The sequence below is a fragment of the Paraburkholderia phenoliruptrix genome, assembly GCF_019511605.1.
In the GTDB taxonomy this organism is placed as follows: Bacteria; Pseudomonadota; Gammaproteobacteria; order Burkholderiales; family Burkholderiaceae; genus Paraburkholderia; species Paraburkholderia phenoliruptrix_A.
The window spans coordinates 1-23,921 of record NZ_JAEUAV010000017.1 but is presented as its reverse complement, the minus strand read 5'-3'; the positions used below and the strand labels follow the sequence as shown (position 1 = coordinate 23,921).

The following is a 23,921-nucleotide window of genomic DNA, read 5'->3' as shown; positions in this document are numbered from 1 at the left end:
TTCAGACGTCGCTCGAAACTGTTGCCAGTTGTTGCGCTTCAAGTTTTACGCCGCGAGGTCGTAAATCAAAGAGTCGCCGTCGGTTCGCAGCATATCGACGCACAGTATTATCCAATCGGCCTAGCACGCTCCCGTGATCCTGGCGATTGCGAATCAGAAACGCTCAAACAACGCCAGAACAATGGAAAAACCGATATCACTGGAACGTCTGTTCACTCAGAAAATATTCCGAATCCCAGATTATCAACGAGGCTATGCTTGGCAGCATGAGCAGTTAAGGGCATTCTGGGAGGATTTGGTCAACCTCAATGCGACCCGGTCGCACTACACGGGTGTCGTGACGTTGACTGAGGTCACCGGCTCGTCGGTCCGCGAGGATTCAAATGAGTATTGGCTCGTTGACGACCATTCGTATTGCCTTTATCACGTCGTTGACGGTCAGCAGCGCCTGACGACCTTCGTGATCTTTATCCAGGCCTTCGTGAATTTCTTCCACAAGCTTCCTCAACATAAGGAAAAGCTGCCGAAGGAAATCTACGTCACCGATAGCATGACACTTTCAGACGTCGAGGAACGCTACCTTTTTCGAACGAACCCGAGGGGTGGATTCCGGACATATCTGTTCGGTTACACCGAGGACAATCCCAGTGACGAATTCCTCCGCTTCCAAATTTTGGGTGAACCTGATGGGAAGCAACTGCAAGAGACGTTCTATACGTTGAATCTCGACAACGCGATCAAATACTTTTCCGAGCAGATTGCAGCATTCCATCAAATCAATGGTTCCCCAGGTCTGGCCGATCTGTTCAAGAGACTAACCAAGCGTCTCCTCGTCAACGAGTACTCGATCGGCGATGAGTTTGATGTATTCGTGGCTTTCGAGACGATGAACAATCGTGGAAAGAAGCTTTCCGACCTCGAACTGTTGAAGAACCGGCTCATTTATCTCACGACCTTGTACGAGGACGAGCAGGTTGATGCGGCAGGCAAAAAGGCCCTTCGCGATCACATCAACGACGCATGGAAAGAAGTGTATTACCAGCTCGGTCGCAACAAAACCCGTCCCCTGAACGACGACGACTTCCTTCGCGCCCACTGGATCAGCTACTTCAAGTATTCACGCGATACCGGCCGCGACTACGCACACTTCCTGCTGGACGAACATTTCACGTCTCAGAACGTACACGACTTGGTCGAGAGAGCTGTGACACTGGAAACTGTCGAGGAGCAGCGCTCAGAAACCCACATGGATGACGCGGATGACGCGATTACCGAAACTCTGGAGAAACCAGTTACATCGTATGGAAGCAAGCTTGCGCCCGAACACATCAGGGATTTCGTCGGTAGCCTCCGCCAGTCTGCTCAACATTGGTTCAACTCGTTCTATCCGCATCTCGCGATCGACATGTCGGCCGCCGAGCGGAACGCACTTGACCGCCTGAATCGAATCGGGATGGGGTATTTCCGTCCGTTGGTTATGGTGGTGCTGAAGTCTGTGGAAGAAGAAGCACACAGGCTCTGGATCTTCGAGAAAATCGAGCGCTTCATCTTTATCGCGTTCCGGATCGGCTCTGCGCGCTCAAACTATGGGAGCAGTGTATTCTATAAGGCCGCACGAGACCTGAATCGGCGCGAAACGACGCTTCCGGAAATCGTGCAACGCCTAGATGACTTGCTGACGTATGCCTTCGACGAGGACGGCAAGCTCTGGATCGATTACTTTCACGGCCTCCTCTTCAAAAAATTCGATGCAGGTACGGGATATTATGGCTGGTCGGGTTTGAGGTACTTCCTTTACGAATACGAGCAACACCTTCGGCACGGCAGCCGACAACAGAAGGTGGAGTGGGAGGACTTACTGAAGTCAGGAAGCGACCGTATTTCGATCGAGCATATCTATCCACAGACTCCTGGGGCGGACTGGAATGCTGCGTTCGTGGACCTTTCTCAAAAGGACAAGACACGCTATGCCGGATCGCTCGGGAATCTCCTTCTGCTTTCCATGTCGATCAATGCTTCGCTTCAGAACGACGCGTTCTACGACAAGAAGCAGCCAAAGTACGACACGTCGGGCGTCAAGATCCGTAACGGCTATTCCGATGGGTCGCATTCGGAAATCAAAGTGGCGGAGAACGATGATTGGGGACCGGAGCAAATCCGCAAGCGCGGTGAATGTCTGCTGAGGTTCATGGAAAAAAGATGGGGGTTCTCCCTCAGGGATGAGGATCGCGAAAAGCTGCTGTTCCTCTCAGGCGAAAGACAGGATGAGATGGCCTCCGCCTAGCTACGGTTCGACGGCCGAGTATGGCCGGTCTGCGTGCGCACACGGCCGTCTCACGGGCGACGGCCGAGCGTCGACAACTGGTCAGGCGAGACGACAACCCGAATGGCAGCTCCACGTCGGCCACAACCGACTGCTTCGGGTCTCGATCGTCGCCGTTGCAATTGGCTTTACCGCTCCGCCGCACTCAGAACCGCGTTTTACATTGTGTCGTTGACTGTTTTATAGCGTGGGGCTGTGGCGAAACGGTAACCAATCTAACTGCAACCGCCGGCCCGTCACGATTGGCCATGCTCGGACCGAGTTCGGCCGATTCTGTTTGCTAGGACTTCTCCCGAGAGTCAAGATCGCGAAAAATCGACCGCTCAGACCGCTCCACAAGCCGTTCGTGAGCATCGGTTAGGGAAGAGGCTCCCTGAAAACCTCGCTCAACGAGCGGCGGGGGCGTTTTTCCCATCGGGGCGAGACATGATGCCACGGTGATCGCCCACTTTCGGTCAGTCGACAACGCAGCGCGGATCACTCGCAGTCCCACTCGTTGCGGGGTTGGCCGCCGCCGAAATCGCATGCCGCATATTCACTTGGGCGTTCTGGCACAATTGAAAGCCTCAGCGAACAGGGGATTGTGTGAGCAAGGAAATCGAAATCTATGCGTCTGACAGCCCGACGTGCAACGCGAACAATGGATGTGGTCCCTTCGACTTGGCGCGGAAGCATCGTTCCGGGAGACCATCGAATGGGGCCGCGAAGTTATAAAGCACGTTGTCATCCTCAATGGCGCTGGCTTGGCGGCAACGGCTTCGGCAATTGCCGCAAACGTGATTCCAGCGGGTGAATTCGGCACAATAAGCCGTGTAACCGGCTTTTATGTTGCCGGGCTGATTTGCGCTTTCCTGAACATGATCTGGCGCTGGCCAATTAGCGCAACCGAGGACGAGCGGCAAATGATCTACATTCATGCATTCGCACTCGACCATAAACCTATAGAGCAATCACACGAACCATTCATAAATCGCATATACGTTCGCGGGGTTACCTACATATTGCTGATGATGGGGTTCGGTTCATTTATCAGTGGCTCTGTTTTTCTTGTTGAGACGTTGCGAGGGTCGCCCGATGCCAGCATGCCGGACACGAGCAGGGCGATTGCTTATCGGTTCGTCCTTCCGGGCGGATCCCAAGAAATTGGAGAATATCCCGGTATTCTCAGGCCCTTGATCGTCGAGACATCGAGCAAAAAATGAACACACCGCTTGACGGAGTCTAGATTTTCGATCTTGACCTTGAGATCGGTGGGAATGTCGGAAAGATGAATTTCAGAACATTCGCCCCGCCCTCTTATCAGGGGTTGTTGATTTGCACGGAATCCTGACCCACCCTGCGCGGTAATTTGCATCGAATATTGACCCACGTAGAACACTGACCTGCTCGGCAACGGGCAGGGGAACGGAGTGATCGACGTGGCTATATTGAGCATCATCCGACGCTGGCACTTTCGCGATCATGTCTCGTTACGCGAGATTGCCAAGCGACTGGGCGTGTCCAGAAACACGGTCAGACGCTACATACGGGCCGGTACGGTCCTGCCGGCCTATCCCGAACGCCACAAGCCCCAGCAAGCTTGACGGGTTCGCGGCGAAGCTCGCAGGCTGGCTCAAGACCGAGGCGAGCCGGCCGCGCAAGCAGCGCAGGACTCTCAAACAGATTCATGCGGACCTGTGCGCATTAGGCTTTACGGGCTCCTATGACCGTGTGGCGGCGTTCGCCCGGCGCTGGCGACAGGAACAGCACGAGCAGGCCAGGACGACGGGACGCGGAACCTTCGTTCGGCTACGATTTGCCGCCGGCGAGGCATTCCAGTTTGACTGGAGCGAGGACTGGGCCGTTATCAACGGCGAGCGCACCAAGCTGCAGGTCGCACAGCTCAAGCTCAGCCACAGCCGTGCCTTCTTCCTGCGTGCCTATTTGCTGCAGACTCACGAGATGCTGTTCGACGCGCATCATCATGCGTTCGTCGCCTGGGGCGGCATTCCACGCCGCGGCATCTACGACAACATGAAGACCGCCGTCGACAGGGTGCGCCCTGGCAAGGTGCGTGAGGTCAACGCGCGGTTTAGTGCGATGGTGAGTCACTACCTGTTCGACGCCGAATTCTGCAACGTCGCCTCCGGCTGGGAGAAAGGGCAGATTGAGAAGAACGTCCAGGACAGCCGCCACCGCCTCTGGCAGAAGGTGCCGGGGTTCGGTTCGCTCGCTGCGCTAAACGACTGGCTGGCCGACCAGTGCGTGCTGCTGTGGCAGCAGACACGGCACCCGGAACAGGACATGACGATCTGGGATGCGTGGTCGGCCGAGCGCCCGCACCTGATGCCGGTGGGCCAGCCGTTCGATGGTTTCGTCGAACACGTCAAACCCGTCTCACCAACCTGCCTGGTGAGCTTCGAGCGCAACCGCTACAGCGTGCCTGCGTCGTTCGCCAACCGGCCTGTCAGCCTGCGCGTCTACGCGGCAAAGCTCGTGTTCGTCGCCGAGGGCCAGGTGATCGCCGAGCACGACCGGCGTATCAATCGCAGCCATGATCGCGGCGAGACCATCTACGACTGGCGTCACTACCTGGCAGTCCTGCAGCGCAAACCGGGAGCGCTTCGCAATGGCGCCCCCTTCGCTGAGTTTCCGGATGGCTTCCGCAAGCTGCAAGGTGTGCTGCTGAAGCGTCCGGATGGTGACCGGGAAATGGTCGAGATTCTGGCGCTGGTGGTGCTGCACGACGAACAGATGGTACTTGCAGCGGTCGAACTGGCGTTCGAGGCCGGGGCACCCAACAAGCAGACGGTGCTGAACATCCTGAGCCGGCTGCTCGACAGCCCTCCTGTGCCGCCGCTGGAGACGCCGCAGGCCTTTGCACTGAAAGTGGAGCCGCAGGCCAACGTCGGCCGCTATGACCGCCTGCGGGATCGGGAGGATAACCATGCAGCCTGACGCCATGATGCAGATGCTCAAGTCACTCAAGCTGCACGGGATGGCACAGGCGTTAGGCGAGCTCGCGGCACAAGACTCGCCGGCCTACAAGTCGGCCGCACTGGTGCTCGCCGGGCTGCTCAAGGCGGAAATCGCAGAGCGCGAAGTGCGTTCACTCGCGTACCAGATGAAGGCTGCGCGCTTCCCGGTGTATCGCGACATCGGCGGGTTCGACTTCAGTTGCAGCGACGCCAATGAAGCGCTGGTGCGGCAGCTGTATCGGTGTGACTTCATTGACTCGGCGCACAACATCGTTCTGGTGGGCGGACCCGGTACGGGAAAGACTCATCTGGCAACCGCGATCGGTGTGCAGGCGCTCGAACATTATCGCCGCCGCGTGCGTTTCTTCTCCACAATCGAACTGGTCAACGCACTCGAACAGGAGAAGCTTGGCGGCAAGCCTGGGCAGCTTGCAACACGACTCATGTACGCCGATCTCGTAGTGCTCGATGAACTTGGTTATCTGCCATTCAGCACAGACCGGCGGTGCGTTGCTGTTCCATCTGCTTAGCAAGCTTTATGAGCGAACCAGCGTCATCATCACGACCAATCTGAGCTTCGCCGAATGGGCCAGCGTGTTTGCCGATGCCAAGATGACGACCGCGCTGCTCGACCGTCTTACGCACCACTGCCACATTGTAGAAACAGGCAACGATAGCTATCGTTTCAGAAACAGTACAACACAACCAAAAAAGGAGATAAAGAAAGCAAGGATACCCACCGAATAACCCCAAAGCTGGTCCAACGGGTGGGTCAGAATTCAATGCAAATCGTGGGTCAGGATTCCGTGCAAATCAACATCTCCCCCTCATGGACGGCAGAACGCGCCGTGCGTACGTCACGTATCCTGACCTAAACTTCCGTTGGCGTTTTCGCGCGCGCTGAAGATGGATTGAAGACGCTCTTGAGCCGTGAACGAGTCCACCAATCAATCGAGCCATGAGCAAAAGGCCCATGATGAATTCCGAACTGGCCACCGAATTGGCAGACGAGGCACATCTAAAGGCCGCTATACGCGAGTTGCGCAAGCTGAGAAGAGAAAGCGGGCCCCTTGAACGTGCATGGTCCGATACACGGGTCGCTAGACAGCGGTACGAGCGGGAATACGCGTTCCTAGTCAAGCAATTAAAGGAACGTGAGGACCGTATTATGGATGAACTATGGCCGTATCTTGCCAAGATCGAGGCACTGGAGAAACAGGTGAGGAACTTGAAAGATACGGAAAGCGCAGTCCGGCCAAGGTCATCCAGCAGCTCTATGAAGAGCCGCGCTGCAGACCTAGCCACGCACGCATTCTCTTATTCAGAGCGGAGCCGACGGCGATACCGCTTAGCCGCGAAAGGTGGCGGCAGTAGTCAGACCGCGACCGATGAGAATGGGGGGGGGCTGGGTGCCTGCCCGCGTCCAATAAACGGTCGATTCGCGAACAGGCGACAAATGGGGTTCGGAAGAAGGTGGATTTCTATCTTCGTGTCCGCTAATCGATGAATCAAGCGGAAGCGTTAAGCTTGGCAATCAGGAGCAGAACGAAGTGCGGCGCTATATTTCGCCTGGCGCGCGTTGTGCGCGGCGTGCGCCCTGCTCACTTGCCCGCCAAGAATCGCGGTGCGAAGGTTGAATAATGGCACGAAATGTCGCATATATGCAACATTTTCGGTAGAATGAAGAAAGGCCAAAAGACTCACTGGAATACCGGGATCAGACTGCGACTAGCCGAATTGATGGCCGAAGCGACATTCAAGCGTGGGCAGCGCGTCGAACTAAAAGAGGTGGCCGAGGCCACGGGCCTCCATCGGACCGCCCTCTACAGGATGGTCAATTTGCGGGGCTACAACGCAACGTTGAACAACATCGACGCCCTTTGTCGCTTCTTCGGGTGCGGCGTCAGCGATGTAGCCGTTTACGTGCCAGACGAGGAAGTGCCGCAGGCCTCTCTGCCTTCGGCAGCGGATAAAGCCAATGCGTAAGCGTTTCACCGGCCACGGTGGCGGCCCCACTTGGGCCTCGGGCACCGGTCGAACCATCGAATTGCCTAATGCAACGGCCCAGCGAATTGCCTCGCCCCAAAGGTGTAGTGACCTGAAACAAAGGTACCCGGCGGGAGGGGAGGGCGCGCCTGAGTTGCTTGGAGCTTGCGAACGGTGCGCAGTCAATGCGCGCTGCGTCGCGCATCGCCAACGGCATGCATGCCGTCAAGAACACTAATAGAGCATGACCAACGTTTTCGAATCCGCGGCAGAGATCCGCGTCCTCGTGGGCTACTTGGCCGAGCAGCACGCCGCCTGGTTTGCCAGCCAATTCTTCGGGTCGCGCGCATCGGCGTTCCTAGCACCGGTGTTCGCCCGAACCGCGTTTCAAGCCCAATGCAACGGGGTCACCACGGCTGCAGCGCGAGTGCATGACGAAGCCATAGGCGTCGGCCGAACCCATCACCTATTTCGTCTTCCGGAGGTTCTCGAGCAAGGTGTCGCGGCCGCGCTGGCCGAAATCACGTTCGTTGAACAACTGCGCCAACATCTGACAGCGCCAGACGCAGCACTGGCCCGGCTTGAAGTCCTCTCGGCTCCTGTTGCCGCCAGTGAAGGCGCGCAGGTTATGGCGGGCGAATTCGTCGATGATGCGGAGGCGCTGCTCGGAGCCATTGCAGGTGTGTATCTCGATGGATTCCGTAAGGGCATCAAGACCTTCCCGTTCGTGCGGGAGGCATAGTGGCTCGCCCACCCTTCTACACAAGTCAGTTGGCAGCTGGTGCGGGCCTCGTTGAAGAGACTCGGCTGCTTCTGTCCCTCTATGAGCAAGGCATGGAGCCCCAGGGGCTCCTGGCTCGTGCGCTTGAATCTGGGCTGTTCCCGCGCGTCACGGCGCGCAGGCTTCGCAACGTGGTGATCGAGTGTTTCGCACCCCGCTACCTTCGCGAGCCCGACGCCGCATGGATGTTGAAACGTCTTGCTGAGCACGTCTGCCGGGCCGAGCTTCTGCAGTTGCTGTTGCTCTATACCGCACGCGCCAATCTGGTCCTGAGCGACTTCGTCACCCAGCTCTACTGGCCCCGGTATGCCGCTGGCCGTGATGGGCTAACCTCAGAGGACGCCAAAGAGTTTGTGCTCCGTGGAATCCGCGCTGGCCGAACCCAGAAGCCCTGGTCTGACAGCACCATCCGCCGGATGTGCAACTACCTGCTCAGCTGCTGCGCTGACTACGAGCTGCTGTCTAAGAACATCAGAGGGTTGCGGCGGATACAGGCACTCCGGGTTCAAGACCGCGTGGCCGCCTACCTAGCTTATGATTTGAAGTTCCAAGGCTTGGCCGACAACCAGATCGTCGGACACGAAGACTGGCAGCTGCTTGGCCTTCAACCCAACGATGTGCGAGATGTCCTCAAGCGGCTTTCGCTGCAGGGCTATCTGATCCTGCAAGCCGCCGGAGACGTGGTGCACATCGGCTGGAACTACAAAACCAAAGGGGAGCTGATCGATGTCCTCACTCGATCATGATTTCAACGAGCTGATTGAACGCGTAAAGCATGGCCGCGAGTTCGGTCATGCCAGCTTCGAGCCGATCTTCTACCTGGTCTTTCACCCGGAGCAAATCCTTGACGTAAAGCGGCGGCACGCGGCTTGGGCCAGTAGGTTGACGAACGAAGGCTGGGATGTCCACCAGTTCTCCATCGCCAAGGAGGTTGGCGAGATCCTGGCGCAAGCACCCATGCGCAAGGTCTGGGTTGTGGCCGATCAGAAGGCGCCGCAGGCTTGGGACAAGACCAACAAGTCGCTGGCCAACGCGGTCGCCACAGGTGCACTACAGAAGCGGCTGGAGGCCAAGTTGGAGGAGCTGGAAGGCAAGCCCCGCAGCATCCTGCTAGTGACCGACCTCGAAGCCTTGCATCCCTACATGCGCATTGGCGTCATCGAGGGCCAACTGCAAGGCAAGTTTCATGTACCCACAGTGTTCCTCTACCCCGGCGTTCGCACCGGCAAAACGCGCCTGAAGTTTCTCGGGTTCTACCCCGAGGACGGCAACTACCGTTCAGTCCACGTTGGCGGCTGACCCCGAGAGAAGCAAGTCATGAACATCAAGCAACTGTTTGACCCGTCCCGGGACATCTACCGCAGCATCGAAAAGGTCATCGCCTATGGCGTCTCGCAGGAAGAGCGCCTAAAGAAGGAGGTGTCCGAGTACGTGGTGACCGACAGCATTGACGAGCAGTTCAACAAGCTGCTGCTTAAGATGCAGGCCGCCATGGATGCCGGCGGTGAAAACGAAGTTGGTGTGTGGGTATCGGGCTTCTATGGCTCGGGCAAGAGCTCGTTCACCAAGTATCTGGGCTTGGCGTTTGACGACCATATCCAGATCGACGGCGTCCCGTTCCGCCAGCACCTGCAAGACCGCCTGAAGCGAACCGCCACGCGCCAGCTGCTCAGCACCGTCGCCAAGCGCTTCCCGGCCGCCGTGCTGCTGCTTGACTTGGCGAGCGAACAGCTGGCCGGCGCCACGATGGAAGAAGTCTCCACGGTACTGTTCTACAAGGTGTTGCAGTGGGCAGGCTACTCGCGCAACCTGAAGGTGGCCGCGTTGGAGCGCAAGCTGCGCCGCGAAAGCCGCTACGACGAGTTCCTGAAGCTATTTGAGGAAGCCACCGGCGGTGAGCCATGGTCACAGTACCGCGACGACGAACTGGTAGTGGACAGCCTGGTGCCCACCATCGCGCACCAGCTCTACCCCACGCTGTTCAAGACCGAAAGCTCCTTCACCACTGAAACTAGCGATGTGGTGGTGTTCGAGAACGATCGGGTCAAGGAGATGCTGGCCATTGCCCGCGAAGCCTCGGGCAAGGACTACATCATCTTCATCATCGACGAGGTGGGCCAGTACGTGGGCTCGCGCCAGAACCTGATCCTCAACCTCGACGGCCTGTCGAAGAACCTCAAGGCTCTCGGTGGCGGCAAGGTGTGGATCATCGGTACGGCGCAGCAAACGTTGACCGAAGATGATCCCCGTGCCGCTCTAAACTCCCCCCAACTGTTCAAGCTGAAAGACCGCTTCCCCATCCAGATCGACCTGGAGGCAAACGACATCAAGGAGATCTGCTTCACCCGCTTGCTGGGCAAGTCTCCTGAGGGGGCGCAGGCCTTGGGTGCGCTGTTTGACCAACACGGCCAAGCCTTGCGCCACCACACCAAGCTGGAAGACGCCCGCGCCTTTGGCGCCGATTTCGATCGCAAGACCTTCGTCGATTTGTACCCCTTCCTGCCTGCGCACTTCGACATCTTGCTGCATCTGCTGGGCGCGCTGGCACGCTCCACCGGCGGCATTGGCCTGCGTTCGGCGATCAAGGTGATTCAGGACATCCTGATTGAGCGCGACGGTGGCCGCACCGCCGTGGCCGACCATGCTGTGGGCTGGCTGGCCACCACCGCCACCCTGTTCGACGCACTAGAGAAGGACATCCAGCGCGCCTTCCCCAACCTGTACAAGCCGGTGCAAGAGGTCTGCCGCAACCGCTTTTCCAGCTCGCCGCTGCATCACCAGGTGGCCAAAACCGTGGCCATCCTGCAAATCCTCGGCAATCTGCCTGTCACGCGCCAGAACGTGGCCGGCCTGATGCACGACGGCGTCTCCCTGGCCAGCCGTGCCGAGGACGTGAACCGCGCCATCGAGGAGCTGATTGCCGACCGCTTTGTACCCTTCGGCGAGCAAGACGGCCAGCTGCGCTTCTTCAGCGAGAAGTTGAACAGCGTCGAGCAAGAGCGGAGCCAGATCCCTCTACGTGCCGTGGAACTCAAGCGTTTAGCGAATGCTGCGCTTACCGAGGTCTATACCCCGCTGCCCAGCACGCAGCTTAACGGCTCACTGGCGGTGCAAACGGGCCTGAAGGCGCAGAGTGCTGGCGGCCTGCCAACAGCACTTGCGGGTGATCGCAACACCATCCAGACGTTGGTGGAGATGTGTGACCCAAAGGAGTACGAGGCCACTCGCACCCAGCTTCAAGACGAATCGCGCCAAACTTCCAGCAAGTATCAAGTCTACCTGATCGGCCGCACCACGCCCGAGATCGAAGAACTTACGGCCGACATTTTCCGTTGCCGCGAGATCGCCAACAAGCACCGCAACGACCCAGACCAAGAGATCAAGGATTACTGCAACGGCCAGTTGGACCGTGCCGGCCGTCTAGAGGGCGAACTCCAGCGCTTGATTCGCCGCAGCCTGGTTCAAGGCTCGTACATCTTCCGCGGCCAGGTCTCTGCGGTGGAATCGCTGGCGCCTGAGCTCTTGGACGCCGCCCGCAAGCACCTAGCCAGTGTAGCCGAGCAGGTGTTCGAGCGCTATGCAGAAGCCCCGGTGCGCGTGGCCACTGACACGGCCGAACGCTTTCTGCGCGCTGGCAATCTGGCCGCCATCACCTCACTGATCGACCCGCTCAGCCTTGTCCAGGTGAAGGCCGGCAAACCATCGGTGAAGGTGGATTACAAGGCCCTGGTCAGCATCCGTGACACCATCGAGCGCACCAGCCCGATCGATGGCAAGAGCCTGTCCGAGCGATTCGCTGATGCCCCCTTCGGCTGGTCACCCGACACCCTACGCTATCTGGTCGCGGCGCTGCTGGTGGCCGGTGAGGTAAAGCTGAAGGTGGCCGGGCGTGAGGTCACCGTGAACGGCCAGCAGGCCGTGGATGCGCTGAAGACCAACAACAGCTTCAAGAACGTGGGCCTGTCACTGCGCGAAGACAAGCCTTCCATGGAGATGCTGGCGCTGGCCGCAGACCGCCTCACCGAGCTCAGTGGTGAGCTGGTCGTGCCACTGGAAGACGACATCAGCAAAGCCACCGTGCGCCTCTTCCCCGGTCTGCAGAACCGCTATGCGCCTTTGGCTGAGAAGCTGAAGAGCTTGGGCCTGCCCGGTGAAGACCGTCTGGACACCTTGGGCCGCGAGATCGCCGATGTGCTGCTCACGGATGCATCCGACGCGCCCCAACGCCTGGGCAAGTCCGAGTCGCCCCTCTATGCTAGCCTGAAGTGGGCGGCCGAGCTGCGCCAATCGCTGGAGCAAGGTCTTGAGACCACGCTTCGCGACCTGCGCGCGCTGCGCAACCTGCTGGACGGCCTACCCGACACCGGTGAACCCGCGGCGCTGAAGGCTGACCTGGCTGAACCCTTCAGCCAGCTGGAGGCCCAGTTGGGCCTAGAAAACTTCTACCGTGCCGCCGCTGATCTCAACAGCAGCCTAACGACTCTGCGGGCGCGTGTGCGGGATTCGGCCTTGACCCTGCAAGCCACACAGGCAGAGCGCCTGAAGCAGGTGGCGGCCGATGTGCAACGTGTGCCCGAATGGGTGGAGCTGACCCAGCAAGAACAGCAAGAGCTGCTGGCCAGCTTAGACGGCCTGGCCCTGCAAGCCAGCCCAGACGCCCAAGGTCTGCGCACCCTGGTGAACCAGGATTTCGTCATCCAGACCCAGGCGCAAGACGCCAAAGCGCGCGTAGAGCGGCTTGGCCGCGAGCGGGTGCAAGCCCGCATGAAGGCCGAGACCGAGATCAAGGCTGGCGGTGCAGGGGGCAAAGATGAGCCCAAGCCTGCCGTGCAGCGCAAGGTCAAAGCCCGTGGCCACATCACCACCTTGGCCGACCTGGATACGCTGATCAAAGAGCTGCAGCGTGTGCGCGCTGAGCTGAGCTATGCCCACGCCTTCGAACTGGACCTGAAGCTGGAAGACTGATCCCATGGCCTTTGATGACAAGACCCGGGCCCGGCTGCAGAAGCTGGTCACCGAATGCCGCGGCCTGCTGACCGACGAGTTCCGCATCCAGGTTCAGCAGACCTATGGCTTGGACCCCAGTACCGGCGAGGTGACACCGCTTGAGAGGCTGACGCACCTCTCCGCTGCCGAGCGCGAAGCGGCCGACCTTCTGCGACAAACCTTGGCGCACTACCTGGCCTCTGAAGGGTTGGCCGACAGCGCTGATCACCGTGTGCCCCTCATCGACCGCATCGTACGCGAGCAAGCATTCACAGTATTGAACCGCCTTGCCGCGCTCTTGACTATGGAGGCTCGCGGCGTGCTGCTGCCCGCAGTCAGCCAGGGCCAGCAGTCCAAGGCCTTTGAACTGTACAAGGTGGTGGCTGGCAGCGCGCTGGGCGAAACCGGTGAGGCCTATCAGGCCTTTCTGTTCAGCCTGTTCGATGAGTTTGCGCATGAGCTACCCGCGCTGTTTGACCGCTTTGCGCCGCAGGGACGCCTGTTCCCACGCGAAGCGGCCTTGCTCCAAGTGCTGGCCGCACTCAACCACCACGAGATACAGCCGCTCTGGCCGCAGGACGAAACGATCGGCTGGATCTACCAGTACTTCAACAGCAAGGAAGAACGCAAGGCCATGCGCGACGCCAGCCAGGCGCCGCGCAACAGCCGAGAGCTGGCTGTGCGCAACCAGTTCTTTACCCCACGCTACGTGGTCGAGTTTCTGGTGGACAACACCTTGGGCCGCCTGTGGTTCAACGCGACCGGCGGGCAGACTAGCTTACGTGAACGCTGCCAATACCTCTTGGTCAAGCCCGACGAACAGCCGCCTGCTGCGCTGCGCCTGCGCGACCCGCGCACCCTGAAGCTGCTCGACCCGGCCTGCGGCTCGATGCACTTCGGGCTCTATGCCTTCGACCTGTTCGTAGCCATCTACCGCGAGGCTTGGGATTGGGAGCAAATCCACGGCTCGGGTAGTCTGGACACCAGCACTGAGCCTGCAGCGGGCTTTCTGCCGCTCTGCAAGACATATGCCGATCAGCAGGCCTACCTGCGCGACGTGCCGCGTCTGGTGATCGAGCACAACATCTACGGCGTGGACATCGACCCGCGCGCTGCCCAAATTGCCTCGCTGGCGCTGTGGCTGCGGGCGCAGCGCGTTTGGCACGACGAGGGCGTCAAAGTTAAAGACCGCCCACAGATCGGGCGGGGCCACGTGGTCGCAGCCATTGCGCCGCCGGCAGAGTGGGAGTTGCGCCAGCAGATCGCGGCAAACCTTGAGCCGCGCGATGCCGAACTGTTCGAGAAGACCCTGCATTTGCTCAGGGGCCTGCCAGAGCTCGGCGTGCTGCAGCAGGTCGAGAGGGAGTTGCCGCAGTTAATCCGCAAGGTTTATCTAGGGACCGGTGCAGACTTGTTTGCGCAGCAGGAGCAAGAGAGCTGGCAACAGGCCGAGGCACGCCTACATGAGGCACTCACGGATTTTGCCCGCGCAGCAAAATCCACCTACCAAGGGCGACTGTTTGCGCAGGATGCACTACAGGGGTTGCGTCTCATTGATTTGTGCCGAGAGGTTTTCGATGTGGTGGTAATGAACCCACCCTTTGGCGCGCTTTCTCTGGGTACGAAAGAGTATCTGACTGAATACTACCCTGATTCGCGAAACGACCTCCTTGGCATTTTTGTCGATCGTGGATTGGGTTTGCTTCGGCGCGGCGGTCGACTTGGGGCCATTACCTCACGAACCTGCTTCTTCTTGACGAGTTTTACCGAGTGGCGCGAAAAAGTTGTACTGGGTCATTCTGGTGTCGACGTGATTGCCGATCTAGGACAGGGCGTAATGGATGACGCCATGGTCGAGGCTGCAGCGTATGTACTGGAGCGTGGCGCCGCGCTCCCAGCAACAAAGGTCATTCGTGCAATCGCTGACGACGATCGCTATCTGGCCTTGAATGGATGTGTGGAAAATCATCGCAAAGGGCTCGCAGACACGAGATTATTTAAGGCGGAAAGAAAGACCTTCGATCTGTTGCCGGATTCCCCTTTTGTGTATTGGGTGGATGCCGAGACGATCAAGCAGTTTGACTCCGAAGAGCGCTTCGAGCCAAGCGTTGGGAACGTGCGTCAAGGGCTAGCTACAGGTGATGATCCGAGATTTGTTCGCGCCGTATGGGAGGTTGCGCCGAAAGATACCCAGTTCTGTTACTACCCTACAAATGAAGAGGCGTTTTGCAGCTTTGATGATCCGGTCGTGCAGGCATATTTTCGGAGGCGTGCTGAAGGCACTCCTCGCTGGGCATTTCATGTAAAGGCCGGTGCTTCGCAGCCTTGGTATTCGCCAATTACTCTGAAAATCAATTGGCATGATAGAGGCCTCGAGCTGCGCAACTTTACTGACGGTAAAGGGAAATTGCGTTCGCGTCCGCAGAACATCGGATTCTATTATCGCCCCGGCTTCAGCTGGACGCGCCGCGCAGTCCGTTTCTACCCCTACGTTATTCCCAGCAATTGCATTCCTTCGGTCAGCCGCTATATGGCATTCCCTGACCCTGGACGCGAAGCCGAGGCATTGGGAGTGTGCGCGTCGCGCCTCGCCTCGGCATTCATGCGTTTCTATGCGGAATTTTGGCAGCGTCCTAACTTCTTGGTAGAGAACGTCAAGATGCTGCCTTGGCCGCCGTTGACCGATGAGTCAAAAGAATATTTTACGAATCTAATCACCGGTGAGGTTGAAAAGCGACGTCAGGCCTATCAAAACTTCGAACCATTCCACGAGTTCGTATTGCCCGCCAAGATTTGTGACTATTCAGGCAGTGGCACTGCACTTGCTTTCGATCGACATAGCCTCATCGGTGAAAAAGGTGAACGCTTCGTTGCGGATGCCTATGGCTTTACGCCAAAGCAGGCTGGGGCCGTCGAGCGCGATTTAATCGAAGCTATTGTTCATCAGCACGGAGCTGTCATCGGGAATGACGAAGGGGAATCCTCTGACGAAGATTCTGATTTTGTTCTGGATACGTCGGCTTACGCCACAGAAGAAGCACACAATTCTTACTTGTTGGGCTGTGCTTTCGGGCGTTGGGATATTCGTTTTGCGACGGGCGAGCGTCAGCCGGAGCCGTTAGCTGATCCGTTTGCGCCGTTACCAGTATGCCCACCAGGAATGCTGCAAAACGAAATAGGACTGCCGGCGCTTGAACATGAACTACCGGTCGGTTATCCGCTGGTTATTCCGTGGTCGGGAGTACTCGTCGAAGACGAAGGTCATCCTGGGGATATTGTCGAGCAGGTGAGAAATGCCCTTCGTGTGATTTGGAGGGATCGCGCTGATGCGATCGAAGAGGGTTCATCTGCGCAGTTAGGTACAAAATCCCTTCGCGACTATTTCCGTCGTTCGAGCGGATTCTTTGCCGACCACCTCAAGCGATACACAAAGAGCAATCGAAAAGCACCAATCTACTGGCCATTGTCCACCACTTCCGGCACCTACACGTTATGGTTCTATTACCCCAGAGTCACCAGCCAGACGCTTTATACTGCCATTAACGACTTCGTTGAGCCCAAGCTCAAACAGGTCGGCGCGGACGTAGCGGCGCTGCGCAACAAGGGTTCTGTCCGCACGCGTGACGACGAAAAGCAGTTGGAGACCTTGCAAACCTTCGAGCTGGAGTTGTTCGAGCTGCGCGACACCCTGCTCAAGCTCGCGCCCACCTACAAGCCCAATCATGACGACGGCGTGCAGATCAGCGCGGCACCATTGTGGCCGCTGTTCCATTTCAAGCCGTGGCAAAAGGTGCTCAAAGACACTTGGGCCAAGCTGCAGAAGGGCGACTACGACTGGGCGCACCTCGCGATGGCCTATTGGCCTGACCGCGTGCGCGAGAAGTGCAAGACGGACAAGAGCCTCGCCATCGCCCACGGGCTGGAAGAGTTGTACGTCGAGCCGGAAGCGGCGCCCAAGAAGACCCGTGGCCGCAAGAAGGCCGACACCTGACCCAGGGACTACGAAAGATGCGCATCGAAACCTTCATCCAGCAGGAGATCCTGGCGCCCCGCATGGCCGACAAGGGCGTGTTGGTGGTCTATGACCCTGAACGCCGCTACCACGGCACCTGCACCAGCATGGAAAGCGAGCATTGCCGCGTGGTGGATGCCGGCACCAGCAGCATCACCAGCCGTGAGCAGGCCGCACAAGCCTTGGTGGACCTAGGCCAAGGGGCGATCGAGCAATTGCTGGTGTATGTGCCGGCCTCAGCCCCCGTGGACGACGAGGCCAAGCAAAGGGACCCGTTCAGCGCCGTCGCCGCCAGCGGCCGCGTGTTCCCCGATGGTGACGGCGACCGCTTTGAGAGCCTGTGCTTCAACGCCAAGCCTGACCAGATACTGGAACTGCGCAAGGTGTTCGACGCCGACCCGAACCCGCCATTCGCGGTGATCGACGCCTTGGGCGGCGGGGTAGGTTGGCCCACCTTGCGTGCCCTGCTGGGGGCGGAGTCCAGCCGCGACATCTTGCTGGCGCTGATGGCGCCCAGCCCCGCGCAAGAACAAGCCTTGAAGGCTAGCGACACTTGGGTGAACGAGGCGCGTGAACTGCTGAAGAGCAGCTTGACCCTCACTTTGCGGACCCGGGGCCGGGCCTGGTCGTCCATCGCCGAAGAGCTGTGGCGCTACGTGCTGTTCAGCGAGTTTGCCTTTGACCTGCCTTGCCCGTTGCCGCACAGTCTCGCCGACTTGCCGAAGGCACCCGAAGCCGGCCGGCCTGTGATCTTTGCGCTGTGTGATGACCTGCGCAACGACCACCGGACGCAACCTGTCTATATTGACCGTGCTCAGAAACTGGAGCAGGAGTTGGGCTTGGCCCAGCACTGCGCCGCGATTCAAGACTTGGGGCCACGCGAGACCTTCCCGTTCGAGGAGCGGAGCGCGCTGGAGCGTGGCATCGCGGCCTTGCTGCGGGATGAAGTGGATGGAGTGCGCAGCGTCTTAGACCACCAGCGTCGCTCGGTGTGGGCTGCGCGTGGAGAGAGCCGCCTGAAGTGGGACCTGCTGCGTGCTGCCCTAGAACTGGGCCTTCGTTGTGAAGAGCTGGAAGAGCAGCTGCCCCAGCACGATCAGGACATGGCCCGTTTGCTGGCGTTCTACACCGGCTCCTTGCGCGAAGCAGATCGGCTGCACCGCGAGTTTGAGCAGGCCTTGGGTGACTTCGAATGGCAAGATATCCAAGACGCGATGAAGCCGGTGCGCCAGCAAGCGCGCCGTGCCTACGGCCGCTTGGCCGAGAAAACTCAGCAGGCCTTCACCCGCCATCTACAGGCGGGTGGCTGGCCACTGGTAGGCCAACTGGCCAATGCCGACGTGTTCGACCGATTCGTCGCGCTCAAGCTGCAACAGCATGGCCACAAAGTGGCCTATCTGATGATCGACGCACTGCGCTACGAGCTGGGCGTGGCGCTGGAACAGCAACTGGCTGATGACGGGGTGGTGGCACTGCAAGCAGCCTTGGCGCCGCTGCCCACCATCACGCCGGTGGGCATGGCGGCCTTGCTGCCGGGTGCGGGCCAGCAGCTGAGCCTGCGCCGAGACTCCGCCGGGCTGACGCCCATGCTGGGCGATCAGCCGGTGGCGAACGTGGCCCAGCGCATGGACCTGCTGCGCAAGCGCTACGGGCAGCGCTTCGCCGAGGGCCGCCTGGAGGAGTATGTGCGAGGCCGTTTGGAGGTGCCTGCAGATGCCGACCTGCTGGTGCTGCGCGCGGTGGAAATCGACAGCCACTTCGAGAACAACCCCGACACCGCGCCCGCTGAAATCACCAACGCGTTGCGCCGCATCCGCATGGCCATTCACCGCCTCGCCGAGGCGGGCTTCCAAGATGTGGTGATCGCCAGCGACCACGGCTTCTTCATAAACACCCATGCCGGCGCGGGCGATGTGTGCGGCAAGCCCGAGGGCAGTTGGCTGATCGAGCACGATCGTTGCGCGCTGGGCGATGGCGTTGCGGGCAACACGCACTACCTGATGCCGGCTGACCGGCTGGGCGTGCGCGGTGACTTTGCCAAGGTGGCCGGGCCACTGACGCTGGCCGCCTACCGAGCGGGCCTGCAGTACTTCCACGGCGGCGCCTCGTTGCAGGAGTCCGTCGTCCCGGTGTTGACGCTGCAGCTGAAGGTGCAGGCTCAGCCAGCGCTGACCCGTGCGGTGGTCTCGCTGGCCTACAAGAACGGCGCAACAAAAGTCACGACCCGCGTGCCGGTAATCGACGTGGCCGCGGACGGCGCCGACATGTTCTCGGCCGACAGCGCGGTCGAGATCCTGCTGGAAGCACAGGATGCCAAAGGCAATGTGGTGGGTGAGGCGCGCGCAGGTGGCGCCGTCAACGCGGCAAGCGGTACGCTCACACTGCACGCGGGCGAGAAGGTACAAGTGACTTTGAGAATGCAGCTCGAATTCGAGGGCAAGTTCAAGGTGAAGGCGCTCGACCCCAAGACCAATGAGATCTTAAGCCAGCTCGACCTGGCGACCGACTATACGGTGTAAGCCATGGAATACAGCCCAGACGACTTGGACCGCAAGCTGGCCACCGCCTTCGACGGCAAGGTGGTGCGCAAGGACCTGCTTCACCGCATCAAGAAGGGCACGAACGTGCCCACCTTCGTGCTGGAGTTCTTGCTGGCCCGCTACTGCGCCAGCGATGATCCGGCAGAGATCCAGGCCGGCATGGAAGCCGTGCTGGACACGTTGAACGAGAACTACGTACGGCCCAACGACGCCAACGCTGCCCAGTCGCGCGTGGCCACCAAGGGCAGGCATCGGTTCATCGACAAGGTGCACGTCAACTACGTGGAGAAGGACCGCCGGCACTGGGCTGCGCTGGAGAATTTCGATTCGCGCCGCGTGGCCATCAGCGAAAAGTACTATCGCGACAACGACCGCCTGCTGCAAGGCGGCTTGTGGGCGGAAGTGACCGTGGCCTTCAACGAGGTGGAAGACGACAAGTACACCTTCTACGTGGAAGACCTGCGGCCTATCCAGCTCAGTCGCTTTGACTTTGGTCGCTATTGCGAAGGCCGCGCCGGCTTCACCCGCGACGAGTGGATGGACGTGATCCTGCGCTCGGTAGGCCTGGAGCCCAGCAAGTTGTCAGCCCGGGTCAAGTTCCACTACATCGCTCGCCTGGCGCCGCTGATTGAGGCCAACTACAACTTCATCGAGTTGGGTCCACGCGGCACGGGCAAGTCGTACTTCTTTAGCGAGTTCTCGCCTTACTCCACGCTGATCAGCGGTGGCCAAGCCACCAAGGCCGTCTTGTTCTACAACAGCCAGCGCCACAAGATCGGCCTGGTGGGGTTCTGGGACACCGTCGCCTTCGACGAGGTGGGTGGCCTAAAGGTGAAGGACCCGGACACGATCCAGATCATGAAGGACTTCATGGCCAACGGGCGCTTCTCGCGCGGCGTGGAAGTGATCGCAGATGCGTCCATGGCCTTCGTGGGCAACTTAGACTTATCGGTGGACCAGATCGTGCACTCCGAGGTGTACGACCTGTTCCAGCCGCTGCCCAAGGAATTCGACCTGGCGGTGCAGGACCGCTTTGCCTGTTACCTGCCGGGCTGGGAGATGCCCAAGAACAGTAGCGAATTCTTGACCAGCCGCTACGGCTTCATCACAGACTACTTGGCCGAAGCCTTCCACCATCAACTTAAGCAGACCAACCGCTACGAAGAGGTCAGCAAGCGCATTAAGCTGGGTCGCGAGGTGGAGGGGCGCGACGAGAAGGGCATCAAGAAGACCGTCTGTGCGTTCCTGAAGATCCTGCACCCCGACGGCAGCCCGACCGACGCCGAGTTCGAAGAATACGTGGCCTACGCTGTTGAAGGCCGGCGCCGCGTGAAGGAGCAGATGAACAAGCGCAAGACGGACGACGAGTACGCGCGCATCAATCTGTCGTACATCAGCGCCACCGGACGGGAGGTTGTGGTGTTCTGCCCCGAGTCACGTAACGCCACGGCCACGCTGGAGCCCAGCCGCCGCAGCATCCATGGCGGCACGCCTGTGCCTCCATTGGTCCCGATGGAGCAAACTGCGCCAGCGCCGTCATCGGCGGCCCCATCGGCCGTCGCTACCGTGGTTGAGCCGGAAGCTACCGCGCTGGCCTCTGCAACTCCGCAGGCGATTGTTACGTCAAGCGAGCCTGAGCCGACCGAGCAGCACTTCACCATCCACTACGGTGACACTGGCCACAGCTACGAGTCCATCGTGCTGGCGTATCTGCGCGGCGCTCGGTCGGTAATCATCGAAGATCCGTATATCCGCGCCACGCACCAGGTGCAGAACTTCGTCCGTTTCTGCGAAGCCGTGATCAAGGTCCCCTCCGTCCGCAACATCCTGCTGATCACCAGCTACGACGATACGACCAACGTGCAGGAGCTGGCATCGCGCCTAGACGAGCTCAAGCAAAGCTTGCTGGAACTGGACGTGGCGCTGGACGTGAAGGTGAACGAGAACCTGCACGACCGGGAGATCCGCATCGACAACGGTTGGACTATCAAGATTGGGCGCGGCCTAGACTTCTTCCAGAAGCCCGACAGCTGGTTCGGCGTGGGCGCCAATGACATCAGCTTACGGCGGTGCTTGGAGACCAAGGTGGACATCTTCAAGACACCTGCCGCCTAGATTGACGCCATGCTTGATGACGCAGGACACCCAATCGGCAGCAGACACTGATGACCGAAGACCCCATGCGCAAGACTTTGGACGTCGTTTCTGCCGCTGCCGCGCCGGGACGCCGTGTGCCGATGCCAGCAACGCGTTCCATATGCGGACTTCGGTCTCATCGAAGCTTCTTCGCCAAATCTTCAGCGCGGGGGTGCTAATACCGCATCAACATGCGTGGATCTTTGTGACCGGTAATCTTCGTCAGTTCGTGCAGCGGAAAGATCGATGCCAGACGAGACGTAGCTTCATGCCTGAGGTCATGAAAGCGGAGGTCTGTAAGAAATTTCCCGTCGGGTCGTCGGCTGAGTTCCCGACATTCTTCGAGGTAGCTCTTACGCGCACGCGCTACGGCACGCTCGAAAGCTCTCGTCACGGCGTCGCTGCGAATTTCGAACACTCTCCGCTTATCGTCGCCTACACCATCACTTATGGGGGCAACTTTGGGGGCATGCTTTGCTGCTGCATCGCAACTGCCTTGCAGAGCTTGAAGGACCGCAATGGCTCGGGGGGATAATGGCACGTCGCGTGCCGCTCCGTTTTTCGTGGCTGGCAAGTGCGCGACCCGGCGTTTGAGATCAACATGCTTCCATTGCAGCGACACGATCTCTCCCCGGCGCATGCCCGTTTCGACGGCCAGCCAGATGATGGGAGGCAGAAGTGCAGAGTTGCTGGCCGTTACAACCCGCTCGAGCTCGCTGTCCGGCGCACCGCGCTCTGACCCGGGATCATCTGCGTCTGCAACTTCTGCTGATGGTTCGATGAGGGCAATGCGGCGGTCCTCGCGTTGTTCGGCTGCGGTTTCCGAATTAGCTCGACTGGATTGGACAGGGGGGTGTCAGGATTTCCGTGTTCAAGGCAGGTTGAGTAATTACACGGAGGGCCGAACGAATCGATCTGCGTAAAGGATAGCGAACTGGTTCATGGCCGTCTTCCAGTCGTGCGCGGCACTTCCCCAATTCGCGGTGATGTTGCGCAAGGCCAGCCAGATGAGTTTGGTGGCGGCCTCGTCGCTCGGGAAGTGACCACGGGTCTTGATGATCTTGCGCAACTGCGAGTTGATATTTTCAATCGCGTTCGTCGTGTAGATGATCTTGCGCACACCCGGCGGAAACGCAAAGAACGGGATTACGCGATCCCAGGCGTTGCGCCACGCGCTGCTGACGGTCGGGAATTTCTGGCCCCACGGCCCATCAGCAAACGCATCGAGTTCGGCCTGGGCCGCTTCCGCGCTGGGCGCGGCATAGATCGGTTTGATCGCGGCAGCCAACCCCCGGCGGTCTTTCCAACTGGCGTAATCGAGGCTGTTGCGGATCAGATGGACGATACAGGTTTGCAGTGTGGTGGCCGGAAACGCCGCCGCCAAGGCTTCGGGCATGCCCTTCAGACCGTCGGTGACGGCGATCAGGATGTCGTGAACACCGCGCGTCTTCAGATCGTTGAATACCTTCATCCAGAATTTGGCCCCCTCGGTATTCTCGATCCACAGGCCCAGGATCTCGCGCGTGCCGTCGGGCAGCACGCCCAGCGCCAGGTACACCGCCTTGTTGCGCACGACGGCGTCTTCGCGAATCTTGACCCGCAGTGCGTCGAAAAACACCACCGGATACATCGGCTCGAGCGGCCGGGCCTGCCATGCGGTCACTTCGGCCATGACCTCGTCGGTGACCGAGCTGATGAAGTCGGGCGAGACATCGGTGCCGTACTGTTCCAGCAGGAAGCCCTGGATCTCACGTACGGTCATGCCTCGGGCATACATGGCGACGATCTTGTCGTCGAAGCCCGTGAAGCGCCGTTCGTGCTTGGGAATCAGGATCGGTTCGAAGCTGCCGTCGCGGTCACGCGGCACCTCGGGAGCATGTTATGCCTTAAACACAAAATTCCTGACAGGCCCCTCGTCTCCACCAATCGGATCCAAAGGCAGCACATCAGCTTCGAAAAATCCCCGGCAGCTTGACCACTGCCGGGGTTTTTCTTTGAAAAAATCTCCGCGCCCCATTCACCGCGGCAAAAAAATCAAAACTTATCCCACCCATCATCCACGCCGGCAGCCGCGACGGGCAGTGGGTCAAGTTTCCCAGCTAACCGCTTCATCCCCGACACCCGAACGGCCGCAGGTGCGCTCGCGTGCGTAGCCGCACCCGCAACCTCATCACGCGCGCCACGCGCCGCAGAACCCGCA

Annotated in this window: 10 protein-coding genes and 4 pseudogenes; 12 read left to right on the top strand and 2 right to left on the bottom strand. The window is 59.6% G+C overall.

All coding sequences use genetic code 11. The features are described 5' to 3' along the window. Positions 1-133 precede the first annotated feature (133 nt). The 12 genes and pseudogenes from JNB89_RS20400 to brxL all read left to right on the top strand — a co-directional run bounded on the left by JNB89_RS20400 (position 134) and on the right by brxL (position 21,700). Positions 134-2,284, top strand: coding sequence for a GmrSD restriction endonuclease domain-containing protein (locus JNB89_RS20400; protein ID WP_220363417.1), 2,151 nt, complete (start codon positions 134-136; stop codon positions 2,282-2,284). Between the two features lie 665 nt (positions 2,285-2,949). Beyond that, positions 2,950-3,525 carry a hypothetical protein gene (locus tag JNB89_RS20395; RefSeq protein ID WP_220363416.1) on the top strand — a complete coding sequence of 192 codons (576 nt, stop codon included), beginning with the start codon at positions 2,950-2,952 and terminating at the stop codon, positions 3,523-3,525. Between the two features lie 207 nt (positions 3,526-3,732). Then, positions 3,733-5,260 (top strand): annotated as a pseudogene (istA, locus tag JNB89_RS20390) (IS21 family transposase). Further along, positions 5,250-6,027, top strand: a pseudogene (istB, locus tag JNB89_RS20385) (IS21-like element helper ATPase IstB). Before istA ends, istB begins: the two co-directional pseudogenes overlap by 11 nt. 933 nt (positions 6,028-6,960) lie before the next feature. Further along, a complete protein-coding gene (locus tag JNB89_RS20380) occupies positions 6,961-7,266 on the top strand; it encodes a helix-turn-helix domain-containing protein (RefSeq protein ID WP_220363415.1) in 306 nt (101 codons plus the stop codon). Between the two features lie 244 nt (positions 7,267-7,510). Beyond that, positions 7,511-8,008 (top strand): BrxE family protein, encoded by a 498-nt coding sequence (locus JNB89_RS20375; protein ID WP_220363414.1) that lies wholly within the window; start codon positions 7,511-7,513, stop codon positions 8,006-8,008. Further along, complete coding sequence (locus JNB89_RS20370; RefSeq protein ID WP_220363413.1) at positions 8,008-8,793, top strand: BrxA family protein; 786 nt, start codon at positions 8,008-8,010, stop codon at positions 8,791-8,793. Before JNB89_RS20375 ends, JNB89_RS20370 begins: the two co-directional genes overlap by 1 nt. Beyond that, the gene (locus tag JNB89_RS20365; RefSeq protein WP_220363412.1) at positions 8,774-9,346 is read left to right on the top strand and encodes a BREX protein BrxB domain-containing protein; all 573 of its coding nucleotides are present in this window, start codon (positions 8,774-8,776) and stop codon (positions 9,344-9,346) included. The genes JNB89_RS20370 and JNB89_RS20365 overlap by 20 nt, the downstream gene beginning before the upstream one ends. 18 nt (positions 9,347-9,364) lie before the next feature. Continuing rightward, entirely contained in the window at positions 9,365-13,012 is a 3,648-nt protein-coding gene (brxC, locus tag JNB89_RS20360) for a BREX system P-loop protein BrxC (protein WP_220363411.1), read from the top strand. Positions 13,013-13,016: 4 nt separating this feature from the next. Next, the gene (pglX, locus tag JNB89_RS20355) at positions 13,017-17,024 is read left to right on the top strand and encodes a BREX-1 system adenine-specific DNA-methyltransferase PglX (protein WP_220363410.1); all 4,008 of its coding nucleotides are present in this window, start codon (positions 13,017-13,019) and stop codon (positions 17,022-17,024) included. A gap of 17 nt (positions 17,025-17,041) precedes the next feature. Then, complete coding sequence (locus tag JNB89_RS20350) at positions 17,042-19,564, top strand: PglZ domain-containing protein (protein WP_220363409.1); 2,523 nt, start codon at positions 17,042-17,044, stop codon at positions 19,562-19,564. Between the two features lie 3 nt (positions 19,565-19,567). Then, on the top strand, positions 19,568-21,700 hold the full coding sequence (gene brxL / locus JNB89_RS20345) for a BREX system Lon protease-like protein BrxL (RefSeq protein WP_220363408.1): 2,133 nt from the start codon (positions 19,568-19,570) through the stop codon (positions 21,698-21,700). Between the two features lie 196 nt (positions 21,701-21,896). On the opposite strand, the pseudogene JNB89_RS20340 reads toward brxL, so the two are convergent. Continuing rightward, a pseudogene (locus JNB89_RS20340) lies at positions 21,897-22,570 on the bottom strand (site-specific integrase); the annotation flags it as partial. A gap of 40 nt (positions 22,571-22,610) precedes the next feature. Beyond that, positions 22,611-23,591: pseudogene (locus JNB89_RS20335) on the bottom strand (IS256 family transposase); the annotation flags it as partial. Positions 23,592-23,921: the final 330 nt, after the last annotated feature.

Coding starts and splice junctions, on each gene's coding strand:
- JNB89_RS20380 (WP_220363415.1), top strand. CDS start 6,961: ATGAAGAAAGGCCAAAAGACTCACTGGAATACCGGGATCAGACTGCGA.
- JNB89_RS20375 (WP_220363414.1), top strand. CDS start 7,511: ATGACCAACGTTTTCGAATCCGCGGCAGAGATCCGCGTCCTCGTGGGC.
- JNB89_RS20365 (WP_220363412.1), top strand. CDS start 8,774: ATGTCCTCACTCGATCATGATTTCAACGAGCTGATTGAACGCGTAAAG.
- brxC (WP_220363411.1), top strand. CDS start 9,365: ATGAACATCAAGCAACTGTTTGACCCGTCCCGGGACATCTACCGCAGC.
- pglX (WP_220363410.1), top strand. CDS start 13,017: ATGGCCTTTGATGACAAGACCCGGGCCCGGCTGCAGAAGCTGGTCACC.
- JNB89_RS20350 (WP_220363409.1), top strand. CDS start 17,042: ATGCGCATCGAAACCTTCATCCAGCAGGAGATCCTGGCGCCCCGCATG.
- brxL (WP_220363408.1), top strand. CDS start 19,568: ATGGAATACAGCCCAGACGACTTGGACCGCAAGCTGGCCACCGCCTTC.